20 protein-coding genes are annotated in these 20,480 nt (G+C 63.5%); 17 read left to right on the forward strand and 3 right to left on the reverse strand.

Features of this window, described 5'->3' with window-relative positions:
* Positions 1–37: 37 nt before the first annotated feature.
* From IYW40_RS16115 to IYW40_RS16125, 3 genes are all read right to left on the reverse strand, one after another.
* Entirely contained in the window at positions 38–1,816 is a 1,779-nt protein-coding gene (locus IYW40_RS16115) for a sodium:solute symporter (RefSeq protein ID WP_196401313.1), read from the reverse strand.
* Positions 1,817–2,010: 194 nt separating this feature from the next.
* Positions 2,011–2,628: a MotA/TolQ/ExbB proton channel family protein gene (locus tag IYW40_RS16120; RefSeq protein WP_196401314.1), complete on the reverse strand. Its 618-nt coding sequence runs from the start codon at positions 2,626–2,628 to the stop codon at positions 2,011–2,013.
* Positions 2,629–2,664: 36 nt separating this feature from the next.
* Complete coding sequence (locus tag IYW40_RS16125) at positions 2,665–3,486, reverse strand: hypothetical protein (RefSeq protein ID WP_196401315.1); 822 nt, start codon at positions 3,484–3,486, stop codon at positions 2,665–2,667.
* A 173-nt stretch (positions 3,487–3,659) separates the two neighbouring features.
* Here IYW40_RS16125 and IYW40_RS16130 point away from each other — a divergent pair, with 173 nt between their 5' ends.
* The 17 genes from IYW40_RS16130 to nuoN all read left to right on the forward strand — a co-directional run bounded on the left by IYW40_RS16130 (position 3,660) and on the right by nuoN (position 20,457).
* A complete protein-coding gene (locus tag IYW40_RS16130) occupies positions 3,660–4,733 on the forward strand; it encodes an RluA family pseudouridine synthase (RefSeq protein ID WP_196401316.1) in 1,074 nt (357 codons plus the stop codon).
* Positions 4,734–4,793: 60 nt separating this feature from the next.
* Positions 4,794–5,606, forward strand: a complete 813-nt coding sequence (locus IYW40_RS16135; RefSeq protein WP_196401317.1) for an ATP12 family protein — start codon at positions 4,794–4,796, stop codon at positions 5,604–5,606.
* Positions 5,607–5,790: 184 nt separating this feature from the next.
* Positions 5,791–6,153, forward strand: a complete 363-nt coding sequence (locus IYW40_RS16140; RefSeq protein ID WP_014891230.1) for an NADH-quinone oxidoreductase subunit A — start codon at positions 5,791–5,793, stop codon at positions 6,151–6,153.
* The gene (locus tag IYW40_RS16145; RefSeq protein ID WP_123177181.1) at positions 6,144–6,734 is read left to right on the forward strand and encodes an NADH-quinone oxidoreductase subunit B; all 591 of its coding nucleotides are present in this window, start codon (positions 6,144–6,146) and stop codon (positions 6,732–6,734) included. Before IYW40_RS16140 ends, IYW40_RS16145 begins: the two co-directional genes overlap by 10 nt.
* 160 nt (positions 6,735–6,894) lie before the next feature.
* Complete coding sequence (locus IYW40_RS16150; protein ID WP_175093229.1) at positions 6,895–7,497, forward strand: NADH-quinone oxidoreductase subunit C; 603 nt, start codon at positions 6,895–6,897, stop codon at positions 7,495–7,497.
* 10 nt (positions 7,498–7,507) lie between these two features.
* Positions 7,508–8,728: an NADH-quinone oxidoreductase subunit D gene (locus IYW40_RS16155; RefSeq protein ID WP_196401318.1), complete on the forward strand. Its 1,221-nt coding sequence runs from the start codon at positions 7,508–7,510 to the stop codon at positions 8,726–8,728.
* Entirely contained in the window at positions 8,728–9,339 is a 612-nt protein-coding gene (gene nuoE / locus IYW40_RS16160) for an NADH-quinone oxidoreductase subunit NuoE (RefSeq protein ID WP_196401319.1), read from the forward strand. Before IYW40_RS16155 ends, nuoE begins: the two co-directional genes overlap by 1 nt.
* A 5-nt stretch (positions 9,340–9,344) precedes the next feature.
* Positions 9,345–9,548, forward strand: a complete 204-nt coding sequence (locus IYW40_RS16165; protein WP_196401320.1) for a hypothetical protein — start codon at positions 9,345–9,347, stop codon at positions 9,546–9,548.
* Positions 9,538–10,842 carry an NADH-quinone oxidoreductase subunit NuoF gene (gene nuoF, locus IYW40_RS16170; protein ID WP_196401321.1) on the forward strand — a complete coding sequence of 435 codons (1,305 nt, stop codon included), beginning with the start codon at positions 9,538–9,540 and terminating at the stop codon, positions 10,840–10,842. The genes IYW40_RS16165 and nuoF overlap by 11 nt, the downstream gene beginning before the upstream one ends.
* 34 nt (positions 10,843–10,876) lie before the next feature.
* Entirely contained in the window at positions 10,877–12,937 is a 2,061-nt protein-coding gene (gene nuoG / locus IYW40_RS16175; RefSeq protein WP_196401322.1) for an NADH-quinone oxidoreductase subunit NuoG, read from the forward strand.
* A gap of 35 nt (positions 12,938–12,972) precedes the next feature.
* The gene (gene nuoH, locus IYW40_RS16180) at positions 12,973–13,998 is read left to right on the forward strand and encodes an NADH-quinone oxidoreductase subunit NuoH (RefSeq protein ID WP_196401434.1); all 1,026 of its coding nucleotides are present in this window, start codon (positions 12,973–12,975) and stop codon (positions 13,996–13,998) included.
* A gap of 7 nt (positions 13,999–14,005) precedes the next feature.
* Positions 14,006–14,494, forward strand: coding sequence for an NADH-quinone oxidoreductase subunit NuoI (gene nuoI, locus IYW40_RS16185; RefSeq protein WP_175093235.1), 489 nt, complete (start codon positions 14,006–14,008; stop codon positions 14,492–14,494).
* Positions 14,495–14,546: 52 nt separating this feature from the next.
* On the forward strand, positions 14,547–15,149 hold the full coding sequence (locus IYW40_RS16190; protein WP_196401323.1) for an NADH-quinone oxidoreductase subunit J: 603 nt from the start codon (positions 14,547–14,549) through the stop codon (positions 15,147–15,149).
* A gap of 14 nt (positions 15,150–15,163) precedes the next feature.
* Complete coding sequence (gene nuoK / locus IYW40_RS16195; protein ID WP_026222741.1) at positions 15,164–15,472, forward strand: NADH-quinone oxidoreductase subunit NuoK; 309 nt, start codon at positions 15,164–15,166, stop codon at positions 15,470–15,472.
* An 8-nt stretch (positions 15,473–15,480) separates the two neighbouring features.
* Positions 15,481–17,502: an NADH-quinone oxidoreductase subunit L gene (nuoL, locus tag IYW40_RS16200; protein ID WP_196401324.1), complete on the forward strand. Its 2,022-nt coding sequence runs from the start codon at positions 15,481–15,483 to the stop codon at positions 17,500–17,502.
* Positions 17,502–19,010 carry an NADH-quinone oxidoreductase subunit M gene (locus IYW40_RS16205; RefSeq protein ID WP_196401325.1) on the forward strand — a complete coding sequence of 503 codons (1,509 nt, stop codon included), beginning with the start codon at positions 17,502–17,504 and terminating at the stop codon, positions 19,008–19,010. Before nuoL ends, IYW40_RS16205 begins: the two co-directional genes overlap by 1 nt.
* A 13-nt stretch (positions 19,011–19,023) precedes the next feature.
* Positions 19,024–20,457, forward strand: a complete 1,434-nt coding sequence (gene nuoN, locus IYW40_RS16210; protein ID WP_196401326.1) for an NADH-quinone oxidoreductase subunit NuoN — start codon at positions 19,024–19,026, stop codon at positions 20,455–20,457.
* The last annotated feature ends 23 nt before the right edge of the window (positions 20,458–20,480 follow it).

Raw genomic sequence — 20,480 nt, forward strand, 5'->3', positions numbered from 1 at the left:
CTGGGACATTCTCTTCTTCAGCACAAAGCCTTGAGTCCTATGCCCCCTTGTCCGGCTGGAGCATCTGGGCGTCGCCGCGCAACATGCGGGTAATGAAGGCGCGCGCCGCAGGCTTGTCGCTTTTCGAGGTCAGTCCCGACAACAGTCCAAGCCCGCCGCCAAGCGTTATGCCCGCAAGCGCGCAGAGCGCATAGATTTCGATGCGATTGGGCGATCCCGCCGCGGCCAAGGCGCTGAATAGGCCCACCGCGCCGCCGCAGAGCGCGACGAGCGCTTCGCGATCGCCCGCGCGCGACCAAAACGCCAGGACGAGCGACGGCGCGAGGCAGGCCGCGGACACGGCGAGCGCCGCCGCGACGAGCGCGCCTGGCGTGAAGACGCCGGTGACGGCGGTCACGTAAGCCAGAGTCGATACGATCACGAGCGTGACGCGGTTGACGGCGAGACGCCGGCTCGTCAGGTCGATCTCGCCGCGCAGCCGGTAGAGCGCGTCATGGCCGAAGGCTGTCGCGCAGGCTTGCAGGCCCGCCGTGGCGAGCGCCAGGCCGATGGCGACAAGCGCTGAGGCGATGAGCCCCGAAGACGCCGCGCCGAGCTCCGCCGCCTGCGGCAGCGCGCCGAGCAAAAAGTCGCCATCGATCGGGCGAATCTCCGCCGCCGCGAGCGGCGCGCCGGGCGCGTACCCTTTCGCCGCGCAGGCGCGCTGAGCCTCCGACGGCCCGCGCACGTAATAGCCGCAGACGCTGACAAGTCCGCGCTCGCTCGCCTGATAGATGGCTTGCGGCAGGCGTTCGGGCGGCTGTCCCGCCGTGGCGCGGGCGAGCGACAGCGCCGAAGCGGCGATCGCCGCCGCCGCCAGCAAGGCGATGACGACGGTCCAGAAGAGGGCGGCGACCCCGGCGCGCCGTGCGCTTCGTCCGTCCCCGGTCGCCACCGAGGCCGCGAGCACCGGCGCGAGCGTCGCGATCCCCAGCGCCACGGCGAGCGTCGCGGCGAATTCGACCGGAAGGCCCATGGGCGCCGGCGTCACCCCCCAGCTCTCCAGCAGTTTGGCGGCCTCGGTGGAAGCGGCGCCGCCAAAAATCAGCCCGTTCGGCAGCGCGTCATGGAGCCCGAGCGCGGCGATGGGCCAGCCGAAGCCCAGCGTCGCCACGCCGGCGGCGGCCGCCGCCGCCCACATGACGCCTGAAAGTCCGCCCGGACCAGCGATGATGAGGCTCGCCGCGGCGATCAGAAACGCCGCGAAGCCCCGGTTGGCGCCGGTGAGTTCGACAAGCGCGTTTACCGCGATCAGGCCGCCGGCGGCGGCCAGCAGCGTCGAAGATAGCGCCACCGCGCCGATGAAGCCGACGCGCGTGGCGGCGCTTGTAAAACGTGCGCACAGAAGCTCGGAAATCGAAAAAACGCCGGTTTTGCGCAACAGTGGGCCGACATAAAGCCCCGCCGCGGCGAGACCGATGAAGACGCCGCCGACGGCGCCGATCGCCCAGCTGCCTCCCGCCAGCCGCGCGCCGAACGGCAGCATCAGGGCGAGCACGACCGCGGCGTTGGCGAAGCCGGCGTAGGCGGCGGGCAGTCCGCGGCCGGCGGTGTAATAGACCGACGCGCGCATCGAATGCAGAAGGAAGCCGAGCGTGGCGAGGCCGAGGATGGTGAAATAGGGCGGCGCCGCGCCGACAAAGCGCTCCGGCGCGCCGACGCGGTCGAGAAGCGCCGCAAAGGCGTACGCCAGGAGAAAGCTCGCGGCCACGAAGGCGATTCGGGCGTCAAGATTGGCTCTTTCGAGCGCCGCCTGCTCGGTCGACCGATCGCTCATCCTGGCCCTCGTTCAATCAGAAACGATGCGACTCTAGATGAGGACGTCCCGCCGGCCAAGATGGCGCGCGCGTCTCCGCCGCTAGAGTGTTTCCCGATCACATGGAATCATGTGATCGATAAGGAATCGCTCACAATCGAAATGTTGGAGCAGGTTCTCATCGAAAAAGTCCGTCAACCTTTTCGGAACCTGCTCTAAGCGATCGACGTCGCATAGGTCAGGATGTAGCGGCTCATTCTCTCTTTGAGACCGCCGAACGCCATGCCCATGCGGTTATAGCCGATCGCGGCCGGAATGGCGGCGGCGAGTCCATAGGCCGTCGCGGCGAGCGCATCCGCGATGCCGGGGGCGACGACCGCAAGACTCGTGTCTTGAGTCTGCGCGATCCCCGAGAAGCTCGACATAATGCCCCAAACCGTCCCGAATAGGCCGACAAAGGGTCCCGCCGAGGCGACGATGGCCAGAACCGGGAGCCCGCCTTCGGCGTCGAGCATGAATTCGCGCGCGGCGCGGTTCATGTGCTGCAAGATTCGTTCGCGCTTTTGATGAATGGTTTCGTTGGGCAATTCGGCTTGCGACGCTTCGCGCGCGGCCTCGGCGATCGGCCAAAGGACGCCAATGTCGCCGCCGGCGCGCACGCGATCCAGCGCCTTCGAGAGACGCCGCAGAACAAAGACGCCGTCGATGATGAGCACCCAGGTCCAGACCGCCGCGGCGAGAAGCAGCGCCATGACCAGTTTACTGACAGGTCCGGCATAAAGGAACATGCCGAGGGGCGACATGGGCGCAAGCGACATGGGCGCAAAATCCATTGCAACGCTCTCCTGAGGCTCGTGAAGCCCTAAGTCTTATTGAAACGTGATTCCCTGCCGCGCGAACACGGCTCCGCAGCTGCCTGGCCCGCGCGAAGAGGCGACGATGCGCCGCGCCAGCGCCGCATGCGCGGGGCTTCCGCCAGACGCGGAAATGCTTGAGATGCCGCCGCCGGAATTCACATAGAAGGTGACATTGACCGTTCCGGGGCCAAGGCTCGTCACGGCGGGCGTATGTCCGCGAATTGAAGCGTAGATTTGAGCAAGACAGGTCGCCTGCGAAGCGCCCGAAACGTCGCCGCTGCCTCCCGGCAATCCGAAACGGCCGGCGACGCGCGCCGATCCCGACCCTTGGCCGGAGCCTCCGGGTCGCCCGTAGCGCCGGGCGTTCTCAGCCGCGCCTCGGCCATCGTTTACGGCCTCTCGGCGCTCACGGGCCTTTTGTTCGACCTTCTTCGGCTTCTCGACCTTCTCTTTCTTCTCGGCCTTTTGTTTTTTGGCGGGCGTCGGCGCCGCATCGGGCTCCATGATCAGCGGCGGCGGCGGCTCGTCAAAGATCAGTTCGTCCATCCCCTCCTCGGTGAGGGAGGCCGTTTCGATCGGCAAGGGATCGTCAAGCGAATCGCCTTCGGGCGCCGGATCTCCCGCCTCGAGCGAAACGCCTTCGGGAATGAGGTCTGCATTTATGCCGCCAAGGTCGACGACCAGCGACTGCGGCCAGTAAACGCCTGAAGCGAAGAACGCGAAAAATATCCCCACGACCGAAGCGGTTGCGACGGGATACAGCCAGCGAGGCCTGAGCAGGGGTCGTTTTTCGAATGGCGCGCTGGGGTTCGAGCGCGTCGTCAGATTATTCATTTGTGAAGCGCTCCGCCGCCGATGCGCCTAAAATCCTTCGGCATCATAGGCGCCTGAAACAGCGCGCTTCAAGCCTTGGCGGAGCGGGTGCGGCTTTGTGTGGCGCCTGGATTGCCGAGCGGCGCCGCCCTATCGTGATCGACACAGAGGCGGCTTTGGCGGATAAGGCGGCCATGTCCCTCAGTCCAGATTCGCAGCCGCCCGCCGCCGCGGGCGGCGTCTCCACCGCCCTCGTCACCGAGGACGAGGCGGGGATGCGCCTCGATCGCTGGTTCAAGCGACGTTATCCCGGGCTCGCTTTGTCCCATCTCGCTAAAATCTGCCGCAAGGGCGAGGTGCGGGTCGACGGCAAGCGCGTCGAAACCTCGACGCGGCTCGAAGAAGGCCAAAAGATTCGGGTGCCGCCTTTGAAGATCGAGGCGCCCACGGCGCCGGCGGTGAAGCGCGCCGACCCGAAGGACGCGCTGGCGCTCGCCGACATGACGCTGTTCGAGGACAAGGATGTGCTCGTCCTCAACAAGCCCTATGGGCTGGCGACGCAGGGCGGCTCAGGTCAGACGCGGCATATTGACGGGATGCTGGAATCGCTTGCCAAGGGCGATACGCGGCCCGTGCTGGTGCATCGCCTCGACCGCGACACCTCCGGCGTGCTGCTCGTCGCCAAGAACCGGCGGATGGCCGCCGACCTCGGCGAGATTTTCCGCTCCCGGCAGGCAAAGAAGATCTATTGGGCGCTTGTCGAAGGCGTGCCGAAGCCCGTGCAGGGCCGAATTTCGCTTTATCTGGCGAAAGGCGCCGGCATGGAAAAATCCAGAGGCGGCGCAAGAGACCTCGAGAAAATGCGCGTCGCCAAACATGGCGAGGCCGAGGCGCAGCATTCGCTGACCTATTACGCGATCGTCGACAAGGTCGCGCCGCGCTGCGCCTGGCTGTCGATGAAGCCGCTCACCGGACGCACGCATCAGTTGCGCGCGCATGCGGAGGCGATCGGCCACCCGATCTTCGGCGACCCCAAATATGGCCATCGCCCGGAGGACGAGGTCCGCCGTCGTGATCCTCTGCGCGCGGTGCCGGAGGGGCTCGAGCGCAAGCTCCACCTCCTCGCCCGCCGGCTCGTCCTGCCACATCCAAGGGGCGGAACGCTGGACGTGACCGCGCCGCTGCCCGATCATATGCAGCAGAGCTGGGAACTCTTCGGCTTCGACGTGAAGCGTCATGATCCGATCGAGGACGCGCCGGACGCGTAAGGGGCCGGGAAAAGCTCGGCGGGCGGCGTTTCCTTAGGCGCCTCTTGGCAAGGATGACAAATGTCAAAGGAGCCGACCGGCCTCGACGCCGATTTTTTCGTCTCGCCGGAGGAGCGCGATCCGGTAAAGGCCGCGCGCGAACCGGCGCGTCCCTTGCCAAAGCGCTTCTACAAGGAGGCTGTCGCGGCGCCCGCCGAGGGCGGCTACGGGATTTTCCTTGACCGTCGGCCGGTCAACACGCCGGCAAGGCGTCCACTGGTCGCGCCGTCACAGCCACTGGCGGAAGCGATCGCCGCCGAATGGGCCAAGCAGGGCGAGACGATCAATCCGGCGACGATGCCGCTCACCAAGCTTATGAACACCGCGCTCGACGGCGTGGCGGCGCAAATGGCCGAGGTCGAAGCCGATGTCGCCAAATATGCCGCCTCCGACCTCATCTGCTACCGCGCCGGCCAGCCGGAGAGCCTCGCGGCTGCTCAGTCGGCGGCCTGGGACCCGCTCGTCGCCTTCGCGCGCGACACGCTCGGCGCCAAGCTCGCGCTCGCCGAAGGCGTCATGTTCATCGAACAGCCGCAGGAGGCGCTCGACGCGTTTGCGCGCGCCGTGCGCGATTATGTGGGGGAGGGCGCCGGCGCGCCGCTCAGGCTCGCGGCGGTGCACGTCATGACGACGCTATCAGGCTCCGCGGTCCTTGCGCTAGCAGCCGCCCGACACGAAATAGACGCCGGCAAGGCTTGGGAGGCGGCCAACGTTGACGAAGACTGGCAGATGCGCGCCTGGGGCGAAGACGCCGAAGCGATGGCCAGACGGTCCGCGCGCTTTCAGGAGTTCGACGCCGCGGCGACCGTGTCGCGCCATTCCACTCCTGACTGAGCGACGCGCAATATAGAGGCGCCTCGTCAAAAGGCTGCGGCCAATTTGCCGACGGGGCGCTTCCTCTCTTGCTTTGCACAATGGCCTTTGTTACGGAACGCGCGGCCTGGAGTCGTTCTAAGGAATAACGCCAAGGAAACGCTCCCGCGACCGGCCCTCGCCCCGCCGAAGTCGGACCAGACTCATGCCGCTGCTCGAACAATATCTGCCGTTGGTGATCTTCATCGCCCTTTCGGCCGTGATTGCCGGCGCATTGCTCGTTGCGCCCTTCCTGCTTGCGTTCAAGGCGCCGGACCCCGAAAAGCTCTCCGCCTACGAATGCGGCTTCAACCCCTTCAATGACGCGCGCATGAAATTCGACGTGCGCTTCTATCTCGTCTCTCTGCTTTTCATCGTCTTCGATCTTGAAGTGGCCTTTCTCTTTCCCTGGGCGGTGGCCTTCAAGGAAGCGGGCGCCTTCGGCTTCTGGTCGATGATGGCCTTCCTTGGCGTGCTCACCGTCGGCTTCGTCTACGAGTGGCGCAAGGGAGCTCTGGAATGGGACTGATCGAGAAGGAAGGCGCGCGCCAGACTCTGATCGCGCCGCAGGCCAAAGGACTGATCGATCCGCGCACCGGCAAGCCTGTCGGCTCGGATGACCCGTTCTTTCTGCATCTCAACGACGAACTCGCCGACAAGGGGTTTTTCGTCACCGCCACGGACGACGTCATCAATTGGGCGCGCACCGGCTCGCTGATGTGGATGACGTTCGGTCTCGCCTGCTGCGCCGTCGAGATGATCCAGGCGGCGATGCCGCGCTATGATCTGGAGCGCTTCGGTTTTGCGCCGCGCGCGAGCCCGCGTCAGTCCGACTGCATCATCATCGCCGGCACCCTGACGAACAAAATGGCGCCGGCGATGCGCAAGGTCTACGACCAGATGCCGGAGCCGCGTTACGTGATCTCGATGGGCTCCTGCGCCAACGGCGGCGGCTACTATCACTATTCCTATTCAGTGGTGCGCGGCTGCGATCGCATCATTCCGGTCGACATCTATGTGCCGGGATGCCCGCCTTCGGCGGAGGCGCTCGTCTACGGCATGCTGCTGTTGCAGAAAAAAATCCGGCGCACGGGCACGATCGAGCGCTAACGACGCGAAATTGAGGAGTTGTCCGCCCTCGTCCTTCGAGACGCCCGCTTGCGCGGGCTCCTCAGGATGAGGTCGGGTCAAGCAATTCCCTCATCTTGAGGAGGCGGCGCAGTCGCCGTCTCGAAGGACGAGGGAAGAGCGGCAGGCCAAGGAATTTAGAATGTCGGCTGAGTTGGAAGCTCTCGGCGCTAAAATCAGCGGCGCCTTGCTCGGCGCGGTGACGGAGGTGAAGGTCGCCTATGGCGAACTTACGCTGACCGTCGTGCGCGACCGCTGGCTCGAGGTCGCCGCCCATCTGCGCGACAGCCCCGACTGTCTTTTCGTGTGCTTCATCGACGTGACGGCGGCGGATTACCCGCAGCGGGCCGAGCGCTTTGAGGTCGTCGCGCATCTGCTCTCGCCCAAATACAATCGCCGTATCCGCATCAAGACGCCGGCGTCGGAAGAAACGCCTGTCGCCTCGCTCGTCACGCTCTATCCCGGCGCGGACTGGTTCGAGCGCGAAACTTACGATCTCTTCGGCGTGATCTTTTCCGGCCATCCCGATCTGCGCCGCATCATGACCGACTACGGCTTCGACGGTCATCCGCTGCGCAAGGATTTCCCGATGACGGGCTTCGTCGAGGTGCGCTACGACGACGAGCAGAAGCGCGTCGTCTATGAGCCGGTGCGGCTCAGTCAGGAATACCGCAACTTCGATTTCCTTTCGCCGTGGGAGGGCGTGCACTACGACCTTCCCGGCGACGAGAAGGCGAGCAAGTGAGCGCGTCGAGATGAACGATCAAACCCCCGCGCCAGCGAAGCCCGAATCGCAGGGCCTACGTAACTTCAACATCAACTTCGGACCGCAGCATCCGGCGGCGCATGGCGTGCTGCGCCTGATTCTGGAGTTGGACGGCGAGGTCGTCGAGCGCGTCGACCCGCATGTGGGCTTCCTGCATCGCGGCACCGAAAAGCTGATGGAGTCGCGCACCTATCTGCAGAACGTGCCCTATTTCGATCGGCTCGACTATTGCGCGCCGATGAACCAGGAGCACGCCTTCTGCCTCGCCATCGAGCGTTTGCTCGGCGTCGACGTTCCGCGCCGCGGCCAGCTCATTCGCGTTCTTTACGCCGAAATCGGCCGCCTCTTGTCGCATCTGCTCAACGTCACTTCGCAGGCGATGGACGTCGGCGCGCTCACCCCGCCGCTGTGGGGCTATGAAGAGCGCGAAAAGCTGATGGTGTTCTACGAGCGCGCCTCGGGCGCGCGCATGCACGCCAATTATTTCCGGCCCGGCGGCGTGGCGCGCGACCTGCCCGACCAGCTTGTCGAGGATATCGGCGCCTTTTGCGACCCGTTCCTCAAGGTCGTCGAAGATCTCGACGAACTCTTCATCGGCAACCGCATCTTCAAGCAGCGCAACGTCGACATCGGCGTCATCTCTCTGGAAGACGCCTGGAAATGGGGCTTCTCGGGGGTGATGGTGCGCGGCTCGGGCGCCGCCTGGGATCTGCGCAAGGCGCAGCCCTACGAATGCTACGAGGAGATGGAGTTCGAAATTCCGGTCGGCAAGCATGGCGATTGCTATGACCGCGCCGTGATCCGCATGGAGGAGATGCGGCAGTCGACCTCGATCATGAAACAATGCGTCGAAAAGCTCATGCGCGCCGAAAACCGCGGCCCGGTGATGGCGCCCAATCACAAGATCACGCCGCCCTCGCGTGGCGAGATGAAGCGCTCGATGGAAGCCTTGATCCATCACTTCAAGCTCTTCACCGAAGGCTTCCACGTGCCGCAGGGCGAAGTCTACGCCGCGGTCGAGGCGCCCAAGGGCGAATTTGGCGTCTACCTTGTCTCCGATGGCGGCGACAAGCCGTATCGCTGCAAGATTCGCGCGCCGGGCTTCGCGCATTTGTCCGCCATGGATTTTCTCTGCAAGAACCACATGCTCGCCGACGTCTCGGCGATTCTGGGTTCGCTCGATATCGTGTTCGGGGAGGTCGATCGCTAATGTCCGTCCGTCGTCTCGCCGAAAAACAGACAGAGAGCTTCGAGTTCACGCCGGAAAACAAGGCGTGGCTCGAGAAGCAGATCGCCAAATATCCCGATGGCCGCCAGGCTTCGATGGTCGTGCCGGCGCTGTGGCAGGCGCAAAAGCAGCATGACAATTGGTTGTCGCAGGCGGCGATCGAAAAAGTCGCGGATGCGCTCGGCATGGCGAAGATCCGCGTGCTCGAAATCGCAACCTTCTATTCGATGTTCAATCTGGAGCCCGTCGGCAAATATTTTATCCAGCTTTGCGGCACGACGCCGTGCCTGCTCGCCGGTTCGGACGAGATCATTGACGTGCTGCATCGCCGGGTGGGCCCTCAGCGGCGCGTGACCGACGACGGGCTGTTTTCCTGGCTCGAGGTCGAGTGCCTCGGCGCATGCTGCAACGCGCCGATGGTGCAGATCAACGACGACTATTACGAGGATCTGACGGCCGAGAATTTCGAGAAGCTTCTCGACAATCTCGCCGCGGGTCGACCGGTGAAGACCGGCTCGCAGATCGGACGCGTCTCTTCGGAGCCGGTCGGCAAGCTCACGAGCCTGACCTCGCTTTACGGCGAAGGGAAATAGTTGCGATGAGCATGATTGCCGAAACGATCAGCGAGATGGTCGACGCTGTGCGCGACATAGGCGCGTCGCTCGTGCGCCTCATTGGCGGCGTCCAGACGCCGCCGCTCGACAGCGCCGACGTCTCGGGGTTGTCCGAGTTGAAAGCTTGTGAACGCCGGAACCAAAACGACGCGCACGACGAAAGCGCGGGGAACGCCGATGCTCGCTGATTCAGATCGCATATTCACGAACCTTTACGGCATCGGCGATCGTTCGCTCGCCGGCGCTCGCGCGCGCGGGCAGTGGGACAACACCAAGGCGCTGCTCGACAAGGGCCGCGACTCGATCATCAATGAGATCAAGGCGTCGGGTCTACGCGGGCGCGGCGGCGCCGGGTTTTCGACGGGCCTGAAATGGTCCTTCATGCCGAAGGAAATCGATCCCAAGCGGCCGCATTATCTCGTCATCAACGCCGACGAGTCGGAGCCCGGCACGTGCAAGGATCGCGAGATCATGCGCAACGATCCGCATACGCTGATCGAAGGCGCGCTCATCGCGAGCTTCGCCATGGGCGCGCATGCCTGTTACATTTACATTCGGGGCGAGTTCATCGCCGAGCGCATCGCGCTCCAGAAAGCCGTTGACGAAGCCTATGACGCGCGGCTGATCGGCAAGAACAACGTCCACGGCTATCCGTTCGATCTCTACGTCCATCACGGCGCGGGCGCTTATATTTGCGGCGAGGAGACGGCGCTGCTTGAAAGCCTCGAAGGCAAGAAGGGCATGCCGCGCTTAAAGCCGCCTTTCCCGGCCAATGTCGGCCTCTATGGCTGCCCGACGACGGTCAATAACGTCGAGTCGATCGCCGTCGCGCCGACGATTCTGCGCCGCGGCGCAGCCTGGTTCGCCGGCATCGGCAGACCCAACAACGCCGGCACCAAGCTCTTTTCGATTTCCGGCCACGTCAATCGGCCGTGCAATGTCGAAGAGGCGATGTCGATCTCGTTCCGCGAATTGATCGAGACCCATTGCGGCGGCGTGCGCGGCGGCTGGGACAATCTGCTCGCGGTCATTCCCGGCGGCTCATCGGTGCGCTGCGTGCCGTCGCATGAGATCGTCGACTGTCCGATGGATTTCGACAGCCTGGTGGCGTTGAAGTCCGGCCTTGGCACGGCGGCGGTGATCGTCATGGACAAGTCCACCGACATCATCCGCGCCATCGCGCGCCTCTCTTACTTTTACAAGCACGAGAGCTGTGGCCAGTGCACGCCGTGCCGCGAGGGCACCGGCTGGATGTGGCGGGTCGTGCAGCGCATGGTCGAAGGCCGCGCGCACAAGAAAGAAATCGACATGCTGTTCGATGTGTCAAAGCAGATCGAAGGCCACACGATCTGCGCGCTCGGCGACGCCGCGGCCTGGCCCATCCAGGGGCTCATCATCCATTTCCGCGACGTGATCGAACGTCGCATCGATCAATATGCGGCCAATCCGCATCCCGATCCGATCCGCGTGGCGGCCGAGTGATGATCGAACCTATCGAGACTTCGGAGAGAGCGAAGTGACCAAGATTCTCGTCGATGGCGTCGAAGTGGACGTGCCGGGAGAGTTCACGCTGCTGCAGGCCTGCGAGCAGGCCGGCGCCGAGATTCCGCGCTTTTGCTATCACGAGCGCCTGTCGATCGCCGGCAACTGCCGCATGTGCCTCGTCGAGGTGAAGGGCGGGCCGCCGAAGCCGCAGGCCTCCTGCGCCATGTCGGTGAAGGATTTGCGCCCCGGTCCGAACGGCGCGCCGCCGGAAGTGCTCACCAAATCGCCGATGGTGAAGAAGGCGCGCGAAGGGGTGATGGAGTTCTTGCTGATCAACCATCCGCTGGATTGCCCGATCTGCGATCAGGGCGGCGAATGCGATCTGCAGGATCAGGCGCTGGTGTTTGGCGTCGACAGCTCGCGTTTTCATGAAAACAAGCGCGCGGTCGAGGACAAATATATCGGCGTCCTGGTCAAGACCGAGATGAACCGCTGCATCCATTGCACGCGTTGCGTCCGCTTCACGGCGGAGGTCGCCGGCACCGGAGACATGGGGGCAATCGGCCGCGGCGAAGATATGGAGATCACCACCTATCTCGAAAGCGCGATGACCTCCGAGCTGCAGGGCAATGTCGCGGATCTCTGTCCGGTTGGCGCGCTGCTGCCCAAGCCGCAAAGCTTCCGTGGCCGACCCTGGGAATATCAGAAGACCGAGACAATCGACGTCATGGATGCGCTTGGCTCGGCGATCCGCGTCGACTCGCGCGGCCGTGAAGTCATGCGCATTCTGCCGCGCATCAACGACCTCGTGAATGAAGAGTGGATCTCCGACAAGGCGCGCCAGATCGTCGACGGTCTGAAGACGCAGCGCCTCGATCGCCCCTATATTCGCGAGAACGGTCGGCTGCGTCCGGCCTCCTGGCAGGAGGCGCTCGCCGCCGTCGCCGCCAAAACGAAGGCGACGTCCGCGTCGCGCATCGGCGCGCTTGTCGGCGATCTCGCCGCGGTCGAAGAGACCTTCGCGTTGAAGCTGCTTGCCGAGCAGCTTGGAACGCCCAATCTCGATTGCCGCCAGGACGGGGCCAAACTCGATCCGAAATTCGGCCGGGCCTCTTATCTCTTCAATGCGACGGTCGCGGGGATCGAGCAGGCGGGCGCCGCGCTCATCATCGGCGCCAATCCGCGCAAGGAAGCGCCTGTTCTCAACGCGCGACTCCGCAAGCGCTGGCTCAGAGGCGACTTCAAGATCTCGCTTGTCGGCGAGCGCGCCGATCTCACCTACGACTATGACTATCTCGGCGCCGGCCCGGAATCGCTTCTGCAGTTCATCCGCTCCGCAAAGCCGGCTGAAAAGCTGCTCGTCATCGTCGGGCAGGGCGCTCTGTCGCGTGACGACGGCGAGGCGGCGCTCACGCTCGCCGCTCAGGCCGCGCAGAAACTCGGCGGTCTCGGCGACGGCTGGAACGGCTTCTCGGTCGTGCATACGGCCGCCGCGCGCGTCGGCGCGCTCGATCTCGGCTTCGCGCCGGGCGCGGGCGGGTTGGATGCGCGCGCCATGGCGAAGGCCGGCGCGCTCGATCTCATTTTCAACCTCGGGGCCGATGAAATCGCCATCGAACCCGGGGCTTTCGTGGTCTACATCGGCACGCATGGCGATCGCGGCGCGCATCGCGCCGACGTGATCCTGCCCGGCGCCGCCTATACGGAAAAATCCGGGCTTTACGTCAATACGGAAGGCCGCGTGCAGCGCGCCTTCCGCGTCGTCTTCCCGCCAGGAGAAGCGCGAGAAGATTGGGCGGTGTTGCGCGCGCTCTCGGGCGCGATCGGCAATCCGCTACCCTTCGACTCTCTTGCGGCGTTGCGCCGGCTGCTCATCGAGTCCCACCCGCACTTCGCGGAAGTGGATGAGATTGCGCCGGGCGAATCCGCGCAGGTCGTCGCTCTCGCCAACCATCCGGCGGTGGCGATGAAGGATTCCTTCGCGCCGGCGATCCAAAACTTCTACTTCACAAATCCGATCGCCCGCGCGTCGGCGATCATGGCGGAATGTTCGGCGCTGGCGCAGGGCCGGCTTGCTCAGGCGGCGGAATAGGAGCTTTGGACGTGAGCGACGGTTGGGCGAGCGCCATTTCGGATTTCTTCATCGCATATCCGCTTGTTCTCGCGCTCGTGAAGAGCGTTTTGCTCGCGGTCGCGTTGCTGATCTATGTGGCCTATGTGATCCTCGCGGACCGCAAAATCTGGGCGGCGGTGCAGCTGCGCCGCGGACCGAATGTCGTCGGACCCTGGGGGCTTCTGCAGAGCTTCGCGGACTTTCTCAAGTTCGCGCTCAAGGAGCCGGTGATTCCGGACGTCGCCAACAAGGGCGTTTTCCTGTTCGCGCCCTTCATCATGGCGACGCTTTCGATCGCCGCATGGGCCGTCATTCCGGTCGCCGACGGCTGGGCGGTCGGCGACATCAATGTTGGGATCCTTTACATTTTCGCGCTGTCCTCGCTCGGCGTCTATGGCGTCATCATGGGCGGCTGGGCGTCGAACTCGAAATATCCGTTCCTGTCGGCGCTCCGCTCGGCGGCGCAGATGGTGTCCTATGAAGTCTCGATCGGCTTCGTCATCATCACGGTGCTGCTCTGCGCCGGCTCGCTCAATCTGACCGATATCGTCCACGCGCAGGACACGTCCTACGGCATGGCCGGCTGGTATTGGCTGCGCCTGTTCCCGATGTTCGTCATCTTCTTCGTGTCGGCGCTCGCCGAGACCAATCGCCCGCCGTTCGATCTCGTGGAGGCGGAGTCGGAGCTCGTCGCCGGCTTCATGATCGAATATTCCGCGACGCCCTACGTTCTGTTCATGCTCGCCGAATATGTGGCGATCGTCACCATGTGCGCGCTGCTGACGATCCTGTTCTTTGGCGGCTGGCTGCCGCCGATCAAAATCGCGCCGTTCACCTACGTCCCGGGCGTGATCTGGTTCACGCTGAAGGTGAGCTTCTTTTTCTTCTTCTTCGCCATGGTGAAGGCTTTCGTGCCGCGCTATCGCTACGATCAGCTGATGCGTCTGGGCTGGAAAGTCTTCCTGCCGATCTCCCTCGCCATGGTCGTCATCGTCGCCGCCGTGCTGCAGTTCTGGCCGGCGGGACCGGCAGGCAGTTGAGGCCGTCATGAAACTCGATCAAGCCGCCAAGTCGCTCTTCCTCACCGAATTCGTCGGCGCATTCCTGCTGTCGATGCGCTACTTCTTCAAGCCGAAGGCGACACTCAACTATCCGCACGAAAAGAATCCGCAGTCGCCGCGCTACCGCGGCGAGCATGCGCTGCGCCGCTACCCCAATGGCGAGGAGCGCTGCATCGCCTGCAAGCTCTGCGAGGCGATCTGTCCAGCGCAGGCGATCACCATCGAAGCCGGACCGCGCCGCAACGACGGCACCCGCCGCACGACGCGCTACGACATCGACATGGTCAAATGCATCTATTGCGGCTACTGCCAGGAGGCCTGCCCGGTCGACGCCATCGTCGAGGGGCCCAATTCGGAATTCTCGGTCGAGACGCGCGAGGAGCTTTACTACAACAAGGTGCGTCTGCTCGAGAACGGCGACCGCTGGGAGCGCGAGATCGCGCGCAACATCGCGATGGACGCGCAGTACAGGTAACACGAAGAGACGCGAACGAACACGCCGCATCGGCGCAGTAAGGACGAAGAACGTGCAGGCCGTATTTTTCTACCTATTCGCCACGATCATGATCGCCTCGGCCGGCGTCGTGATCTTCGCGCGCAATCCGGTGCACTCGGTGCTCTTTCTCATCCTCGCCTTCTGCAATGGCGCGGGGCTGTTTCTGCTCGCCGGCGCGGAGTTTCTGGCGATGATCCTGATCGTCGTCTATGTCGGCGCGGTCGCGGTGCTGTTCCTGTTCGTCGTCATGATGCTCGACGTTGACTTCGCCGAACTGAAGCAGGGCTTCGCCAAATATCTTCCTATCGGCGTCGGGGTCGGCGTCGTCGTCCTCGCGGAATTGGGTTTCGTTGCGCTCGGATGGAGTTCGGCGCCCTCGGCCGCCGATGCCGCCGCCAATCCGATCATTCCGCAAATGAGCAACACTGCGGCGCTCGGCCAAATCCTCTATACGAAATATGTGATCTTCTTTCAGGCGTCCGCGCTTGTGCTGCTCACCGCCATGATCGGCGCCATCGTGCTGACGCTCCATCACAAGCCCAATATCAAGCGGCAGAAGATCGACGAGCAGAACGCGCGCACGCGCGAAAATGTGATCGAGATCAAGAAAGTTCCGTTTCGGACCGGCGTCTAACGAGGACATCCATGCTGACCATCGGCCTTACGCATTACCTCGTCGTCGCGGCGGTCCTGTTCACGCTCGGCGTCGCCGGCATCATCCTCAACCGCAAGAACATCATCGTCATTCTCATGTCGGTTGAGCTGATCCTGCTTGCGGTCAATCTGAACTTTGTCGCGTTCTCGCAGTCGCTCGCCGATTTGACGGGTCAGGTGTTCGCGCTCTTCGTGCTGACCGTCGCGGCGGCGGAGGCGGCGATCGGCCTCGCGATTCTCGTTACCTTCTATCGCAACCGCGGCACGATCGCCGTCGAAGACATCAATTCCTTGAAGGGCTGACCCCAGCGATGATTTACGCCATCGTCTTTCTTCCGCTTGTCGGCTTTCTGATCGCAGGCGCGCTCGGACCTTGGATCGGGGTGCGCGCCTCGGAGCTGGTCACGACGGGCTTCTTGATGATCTGCGCCGTGCTGTCGTGGATCGTCTTCTTTGACGTCGCGCTCGGACACGATCACGGCTATGCGCCGATCATCGGCAATTGGATGACCGTGGGCGACCTCAAGGTCGATTGGGCGCTGCGGGTCGACACGCTGACTGCGGTGATGCTCGTCGTCGTCAACACGGTGTCGAGCCTCGTGCATCTCTATTCCATCGGCTACATGCACGAGGATCCGGATCGCCCGCGCTTCTTCGCTTATCTGTCGCTGTTCACCTTCGCCATGCTGATGCTGGTGACGGCCGACAATCTCGTGCAGATGTTTTTTGGCTGGGAGGGCGTCGGTCTCGCGTCCTATCTGCTCATCGGCTTCTGGTATCAAAAGCCCTCGGCCAACGCCGCCGCGATCAAGGCCTTTGTCGTCAACCGCGTCGGCGATTTTGGCTTCGCGCTCGGGATTTTCCTCGTCTTCCAGCTGACGAAGTCGCTTGGCTTTGAGGAGGTCTTCGCCGCCGTCCCGGGGCTTGCCGGCAAGACGATCCATGTCTTCGGCATGGATGTCGACGCGCTGACGCTCGCCACCTTCCTGCTCTTCATCGGCGCGATGGGCAAGTCGGCGCAATTCCTGCTGCACACCTGGCTGCCGGACGCGATGGAAGGCCCGACGCCCGTCTCGGCGCTCATTCACGCTGCGACGATGGTGACGGCCGGCGTCTTCATGGTGGCGCGCCTTTCGCCGATTTTTGAATATGCGCCCGCGACTCTCGAATTCGTGACCATCATCGGCGCGGTGACCGCCTTTTTTGCCGCGACGGTCGGTCTCGTTCAAAACGACATCAAGCGCGTGATCGCCTATTCGACCTGTTCGCAGCTAGGTTATATGTTCGTCGCCGAAGGCGTCGGCGCCTATTCGCTTGGCATCTTTCATCTCTTCACGCATGCCTTCTTCAAGGCGCTGCTGTTTCTGGGCGCGGGCTCGGTCATCCACGCGATGCATCACGAGCAGGACATGCGCAACATGGGCGGGCTGCGCAAGGACATACCCTTCACCTTTGCGATGATGACGATCGGCACGCTGGCGCTGACCGGGTTTCCCTTTACGTCAGGCTACTTCTCCAAGGACGCCATCATCGAGGCGGCGTTCGCCGCCGGCGAACACCACACAACGGCGATGATCGGCTTCGTCGCGACCGTCGTCGCCGCGGGACTGACCTCCTACTATTCCTGGCGTCTGGTGTTCATGACCTTCTTCGGCCATCGCCCGGCGCATCCCGTCGCGGTCAATCATTCGCATGACGAACCGGCGAGCGAGGACGCGCATGCTCACGGCCATGACGATCACGTGCATGACGATCATGGCCACCACGCGCCGCATGAATCGCCGCTGGTGATGCTGATCCCGCTGGCGGTGCTCGCCGTTGGCGCGCTTGCGGCCGGCTATGTGTTCGAGCCCGATTTCGCCGGTCACGCCTATGCCGAATTCTGGAAGGGCGCGCTCTTCACCGGCGCGCACAACGAGATCCTGCACGAGATGCACGCCATTCCCGCCTGGGCCGGCTATGCGCCGACCGCGATGATGGTTCTGGGCTTCCTCGTGTCGCTCTATGTCTATGTGCTGAAGCCGGGAACCGCTCAGGCGATCGCGAGGACCTTCCCGCGGCTTTACCGGTTCCTGCTCAACAAATGGTATTTCGACGAGCTCTACGACTTCATGTTCGTTCGGCCGGCCTTCGCTCTTGGCAGATTGTTCTGGAAGGGCGGCGACGGCGCGATTATCGATGGCCTCGGGCCTGACGGGGTGGCGGCGCGAGTCGCCGATGGCGCCAGGCTCGCGGTGCGCTTGCAGACCGGCTACGTCTATCACTACGCCTTCGCCATGCTCATCGGCGTCGCGGCGGTCGTCACTTACTTTATCGCCGGGGGGCTGCGCTGATGTTTGGTTTCGGCATTCTCTCCGGCGTCACCTTCCTGCCGCTCGTCGGCGTCGCCTTCCTGCTGACGCAGAAAGGCGATGACGAAGCGAGCCTGCGCAACATCCGATGGGCGACGCTCGCGACGACGCTTGCGACCTTCGCGCTGTCGCTTTTCATCTGGTCCGGCTTCGACACGACAAGCGCGGCGTTCCAATTCGTCGAGGAGAAAAACTGGCTCGGCTCGGGCCTTGTCTACAAGATGGGCGTCGACGGCTTTTCGATGCCCTTCGTCCTGCTGACGACCTTCCTGATGCCCTTCGCCATTCTCGCCTCCTGGGACTCGATCCAGAAGCGCGTGAAGGAATATATGATCGCCTTCCTGGTGCTCGAGACGCTGATGGTTGGCGTCTTCTGCGCGCTCGACATCGTGCTGTTCTATCTCTTCTTCGAGGGCGGCCTCATCCCGATGTTTCTCATCATCGGAATCTGGGGCGGCAAGCGGCGCGTCTACGCGAGCTTCAAATTCTTTCTCTACACGCTCGTCGGTTCGCTCCTCATGCTGGTCGCGATCCTCGCCATGTATGGCAAGGCCGGCACGACCGACATCACCGTGCTGCTGCATACCGACTTCCCCAAGGAGATGCAGACCTGGCTGTGGCTCGCCTTCTTCGCCTCCTTCGCGGTGAAGATGCCGATGTGGCCGGTGCATACCTGGCTGCCTGATGCGCATGTCGAGGCGCCGACGGCCGGCTCCGTGATCCTTGCGGCGATTCTCCTGAAGATGGGCGGCTACGGCTTCATCCGCTTCTCGTTGCCGATGTTTCCGGACGCTTCGACCAATTTCGCGCCGCTCATCTACGCGCTGTCCGTGATCGCGATCGTCTACACTTCGCTCGTCGCGCTCGTTCAGGAAGACATCAAGAAACTCATCGCCTATTCGTCCGTCGCGCATATGGGCTTCGTCACGATGGGCCTCTTCACGCTCAATGCTCAAGGCATGCAGGGCGCGATCTTCCAGATGATCTCGCACGGCTTAGTCGCCGGCGCGCTGTTCCTTTGCGTCGGCGTGATCTACGACCGCATGCATACGCGCGAGATCGCCGCCTATGGCGGCCTCGTCAACCGCATGCCGATCTACGCCTTCGTGTTCATGCTGTTCACCATGGCCAATGTCGGCCTGCCGGGAACGACGGGCTTCATCGGCGAATTCCTGTCGCTGACCGGCACGTTCCAGGCGAATAGCTGGGTCGCGCTGATCGCGACGAGCGGCGTCGTTCTGTCTGCGGCGTACGCCCTCTATCTCTACCGCCGCGTGATCTTCGGGGTCTTGGACAAGGCCAGCCTCAAGAACATCGCCGATCTGACGCCGCGCGAGATTGCGATCTTCACGCCGCTTGTCCTGCTCACGATTTACTACGGCGTGCAGCCGCAGGCCATTCTGAACGCGACGCAGGCGTCGGTCGACAATCTCATCCAGACCCATACGGCGCTCATCGACGCGGTTAAGCTCGCGGCCGCTGGCCAATGACGGATCGCTGACGATGCCCTTTTTCGTTCAACTCGCGCATCATTTTCTTCCCGAGACCATTCTCGCCGTCGGCGTGATGGCGCTTATCCTCATCGGCGCTTTTCGCGGCGAGCGCGGTTTCGGCCTTGTCGACGAAATGGCCGTCGGCATTCTGGGCCTCGCCTTGGTCGCGATCGCGCTGTCGAGCACGCCGGACACGAGCATTTTCGACGGCGCCTATATCGACGACGGGTTTTCGCGCTTCATGAAAGCGCTGACGCTCATCGGCGCGATCGTGTCGATTCTGCTGTCCGTCGACTGGCTGCAACGCAACGGACTCGAAAAATTCGAATATCCGGTGCTCATCATTCTCTCGACGCTCGGCATGTTGCTGCTGATTTCGGCCGATAACCTCATCGCGCTCTATCTCGGCCTCGAACTGATGTCGCTGGCGCTCTATGTCATGGCCGCCTTTGCGCGCGACGACGGGCGATCGTCGGAGGCCGGGCTGAAATATTTCGTCCTCGGCGCGCTCTCTTCCGGCATGATGCTTTACGGCGCGTCGCTGCTCTACGGCTTCGCCGGAACGATCTCATTCTCCGGCATCGCGGCGGCCGTCTCGACCTCTCCGCCGATCGGCGTGATCTTCGGGCTTGTCTTCGTCCTGGCCGCGCTCGCCTTTAAAATGTCGGCGGCGCCCTTCCATATGTGGACGCCCGACGTTTATCAGGGCGCGCCGACGCCGGTCACCGCCTTCTTCGCTTCGGCCGCCAAAATGGCGGCCGTGGCGATCACCGTGCGCATTGTCATTACCGCCTTCCCGGGCGTGAAAGACCAATGGCGCCAGATCATCATCTTCATTGCCATCGCTTCGATGCTGCTCGGCTCTTTCGCGGCCATCGGACAGGAGAACATCAAGCGGCTGATGGCCTATTCCTCGATCGGCCATATGGGCTTTGCGCTGATCGGACTGGCTGCCGGCGACGAGGCGGGCGTGCGCGGCGTCGCGATTTACCTCACGATCTATCTGATCATGACGCTCGGGACCTTCGCCGCCATTCTCGCGATGCGCGTCGAAGGCAGATATGTCGAGAACGTCTCCGACCTCGCCGGCCTGTCGCGCACCAATAGCTGGATGGCCTTCTTCCTGGCGATGCTGATGTTCTCGCTTGCCGGCGTTCCGCCGCTCGCGGGCTTTTTCGCCAAATATTACGTGCTCCTCGCCGCCGTCGACGCTGGCCTCTTTGGCCTCGCGGTGATCGGCGTCCTGGCGAGCGCGGTCGCCGCCTATTATTATCTGCGGGTCGTTAAGGTCATGTATTTCGACGATCCGGCGCCGGCCTTCGACCGCGCGCCGATGGCGCTGCGCGCGGTGCTTGGCGCTTCCACGCTGGCGCTGCTTGGCTTTTGGGTCTATCCCTCCCCAGTCATGGATGCGGCGGCGGCGGCGGCGAAGTCGCTTTTCTAGGGAGGTAATTCGCGCGTGGAGTT

The sequence above is a fragment of the Methylocystis sp. H4A genome, from assembly GCF_015709545.1.
Taxonomy (GTDB): domain Bacteria; phylum Pseudomonadota; class Alphaproteobacteria; order Rhizobiales; family Beijerinckiaceae; genus Methylocystis; species Methylocystis silviterrae.

What these genes read in the sequence shown, in the direction of transcription:
- IYW40_RS16115 (WP_196401313.1), bottom strand. Translation starts at nt 1,816, where the DNA reads ATGAGCGATCGGTCGACCGAGCAGGCGGCGCTCGAAAGAGCCAATCTT.
- IYW40_RS16120 (WP_196401314.1), bottom strand. Translation starts at nt 2,628, where the DNA reads ATGGATTTTGCGCCCATGTCGCTTGCGCCCATGTCGCCCCTCGGCATG.
- IYW40_RS16125 (WP_196401315.1), bottom strand. Translation starts at nt 3,486, where the DNA reads ATGAATAATCTGACGACGCGCTCGAACCCCAGCGCGCCATTCGAAAAA.
- IYW40_RS16130 (WP_196401316.1), top strand. Translation starts at nt 3,660, where the DNA reads ATGTCCCTCAGTCCAGATTCGCAGCCGCCCGCCGCCGCGGGCGGCGTC.
- IYW40_RS16135 (WP_196401317.1), top strand. Translation starts at nt 4,794, where the DNA reads ATGTCAAAGGAGCCGACCGGCCTCGACGCCGATTTTTTCGTCTCGCCG.
- IYW40_RS16140 (WP_014891230.1), top strand. Translation starts at nt 5,791, where the DNA reads ATGCCGCTGCTCGAACAATATCTGCCGTTGGTGATCTTCATCGCCCTT.
- IYW40_RS16145 (WP_123177181.1), top strand. Translation starts at nt 6,144, where the DNA reads ATGGGACTGATCGAGAAGGAAGGCGCGCGCCAGACTCTGATCGCGCCG.
- IYW40_RS16150 (WP_175093229.1), top strand. Translation starts at nt 6,895, where the DNA reads ATGTCGGCTGAGTTGGAAGCTCTCGGCGCTAAAATCAGCGGCGCCTTG.
- IYW40_RS16155 (WP_196401318.1), top strand. Translation starts at nt 7,508, where the DNA reads ATGAACGATCAAACCCCCGCGCCAGCGAAGCCCGAATCGCAGGGCCTA.
- nuoE (WP_196401319.1), top strand. Translation starts at nt 8,728, where the DNA reads ATGTCCGTCCGTCGTCTCGCCGAAAAACAGACAGAGAGCTTCGAGTTC.
- IYW40_RS16165 (WP_196401320.1), top strand. Translation starts at nt 9,345, where the DNA reads ATGAGCATGATTGCCGAAACGATCAGCGAGATGGTCGACGCTGTGCGC.
- nuoF (WP_196401321.1), top strand. Translation starts at nt 9,538, where the DNA reads ATGCTCGCTGATTCAGATCGCATATTCACGAACCTTTACGGCATCGGC.
- nuoI (WP_175093235.1), top strand. Translation starts at nt 14,006, where the DNA reads ATGAAACTCGATCAAGCCGCCAAGTCGCTCTTCCTCACCGAATTCGTC.
- nuoL (WP_196401324.1), top strand. Translation starts at nt 15,481, where the DNA reads ATGATTTACGCCATCGTCTTTCTTCCGCTTGTCGGCTTTCTGATCGCA.
- IYW40_RS16205 (WP_196401325.1), top strand. Translation starts at nt 17,502, where the DNA reads ATGTTTGGTTTCGGCATTCTCTCCGGCGTCACCTTCCTGCCGCTCGTC.
- nuoN (WP_196401326.1), top strand. Translation starts at nt 19,024, where the DNA reads ATGCCCTTTTTCGTTCAACTCGCGCATCATTTTCTTCCCGAGACCATT.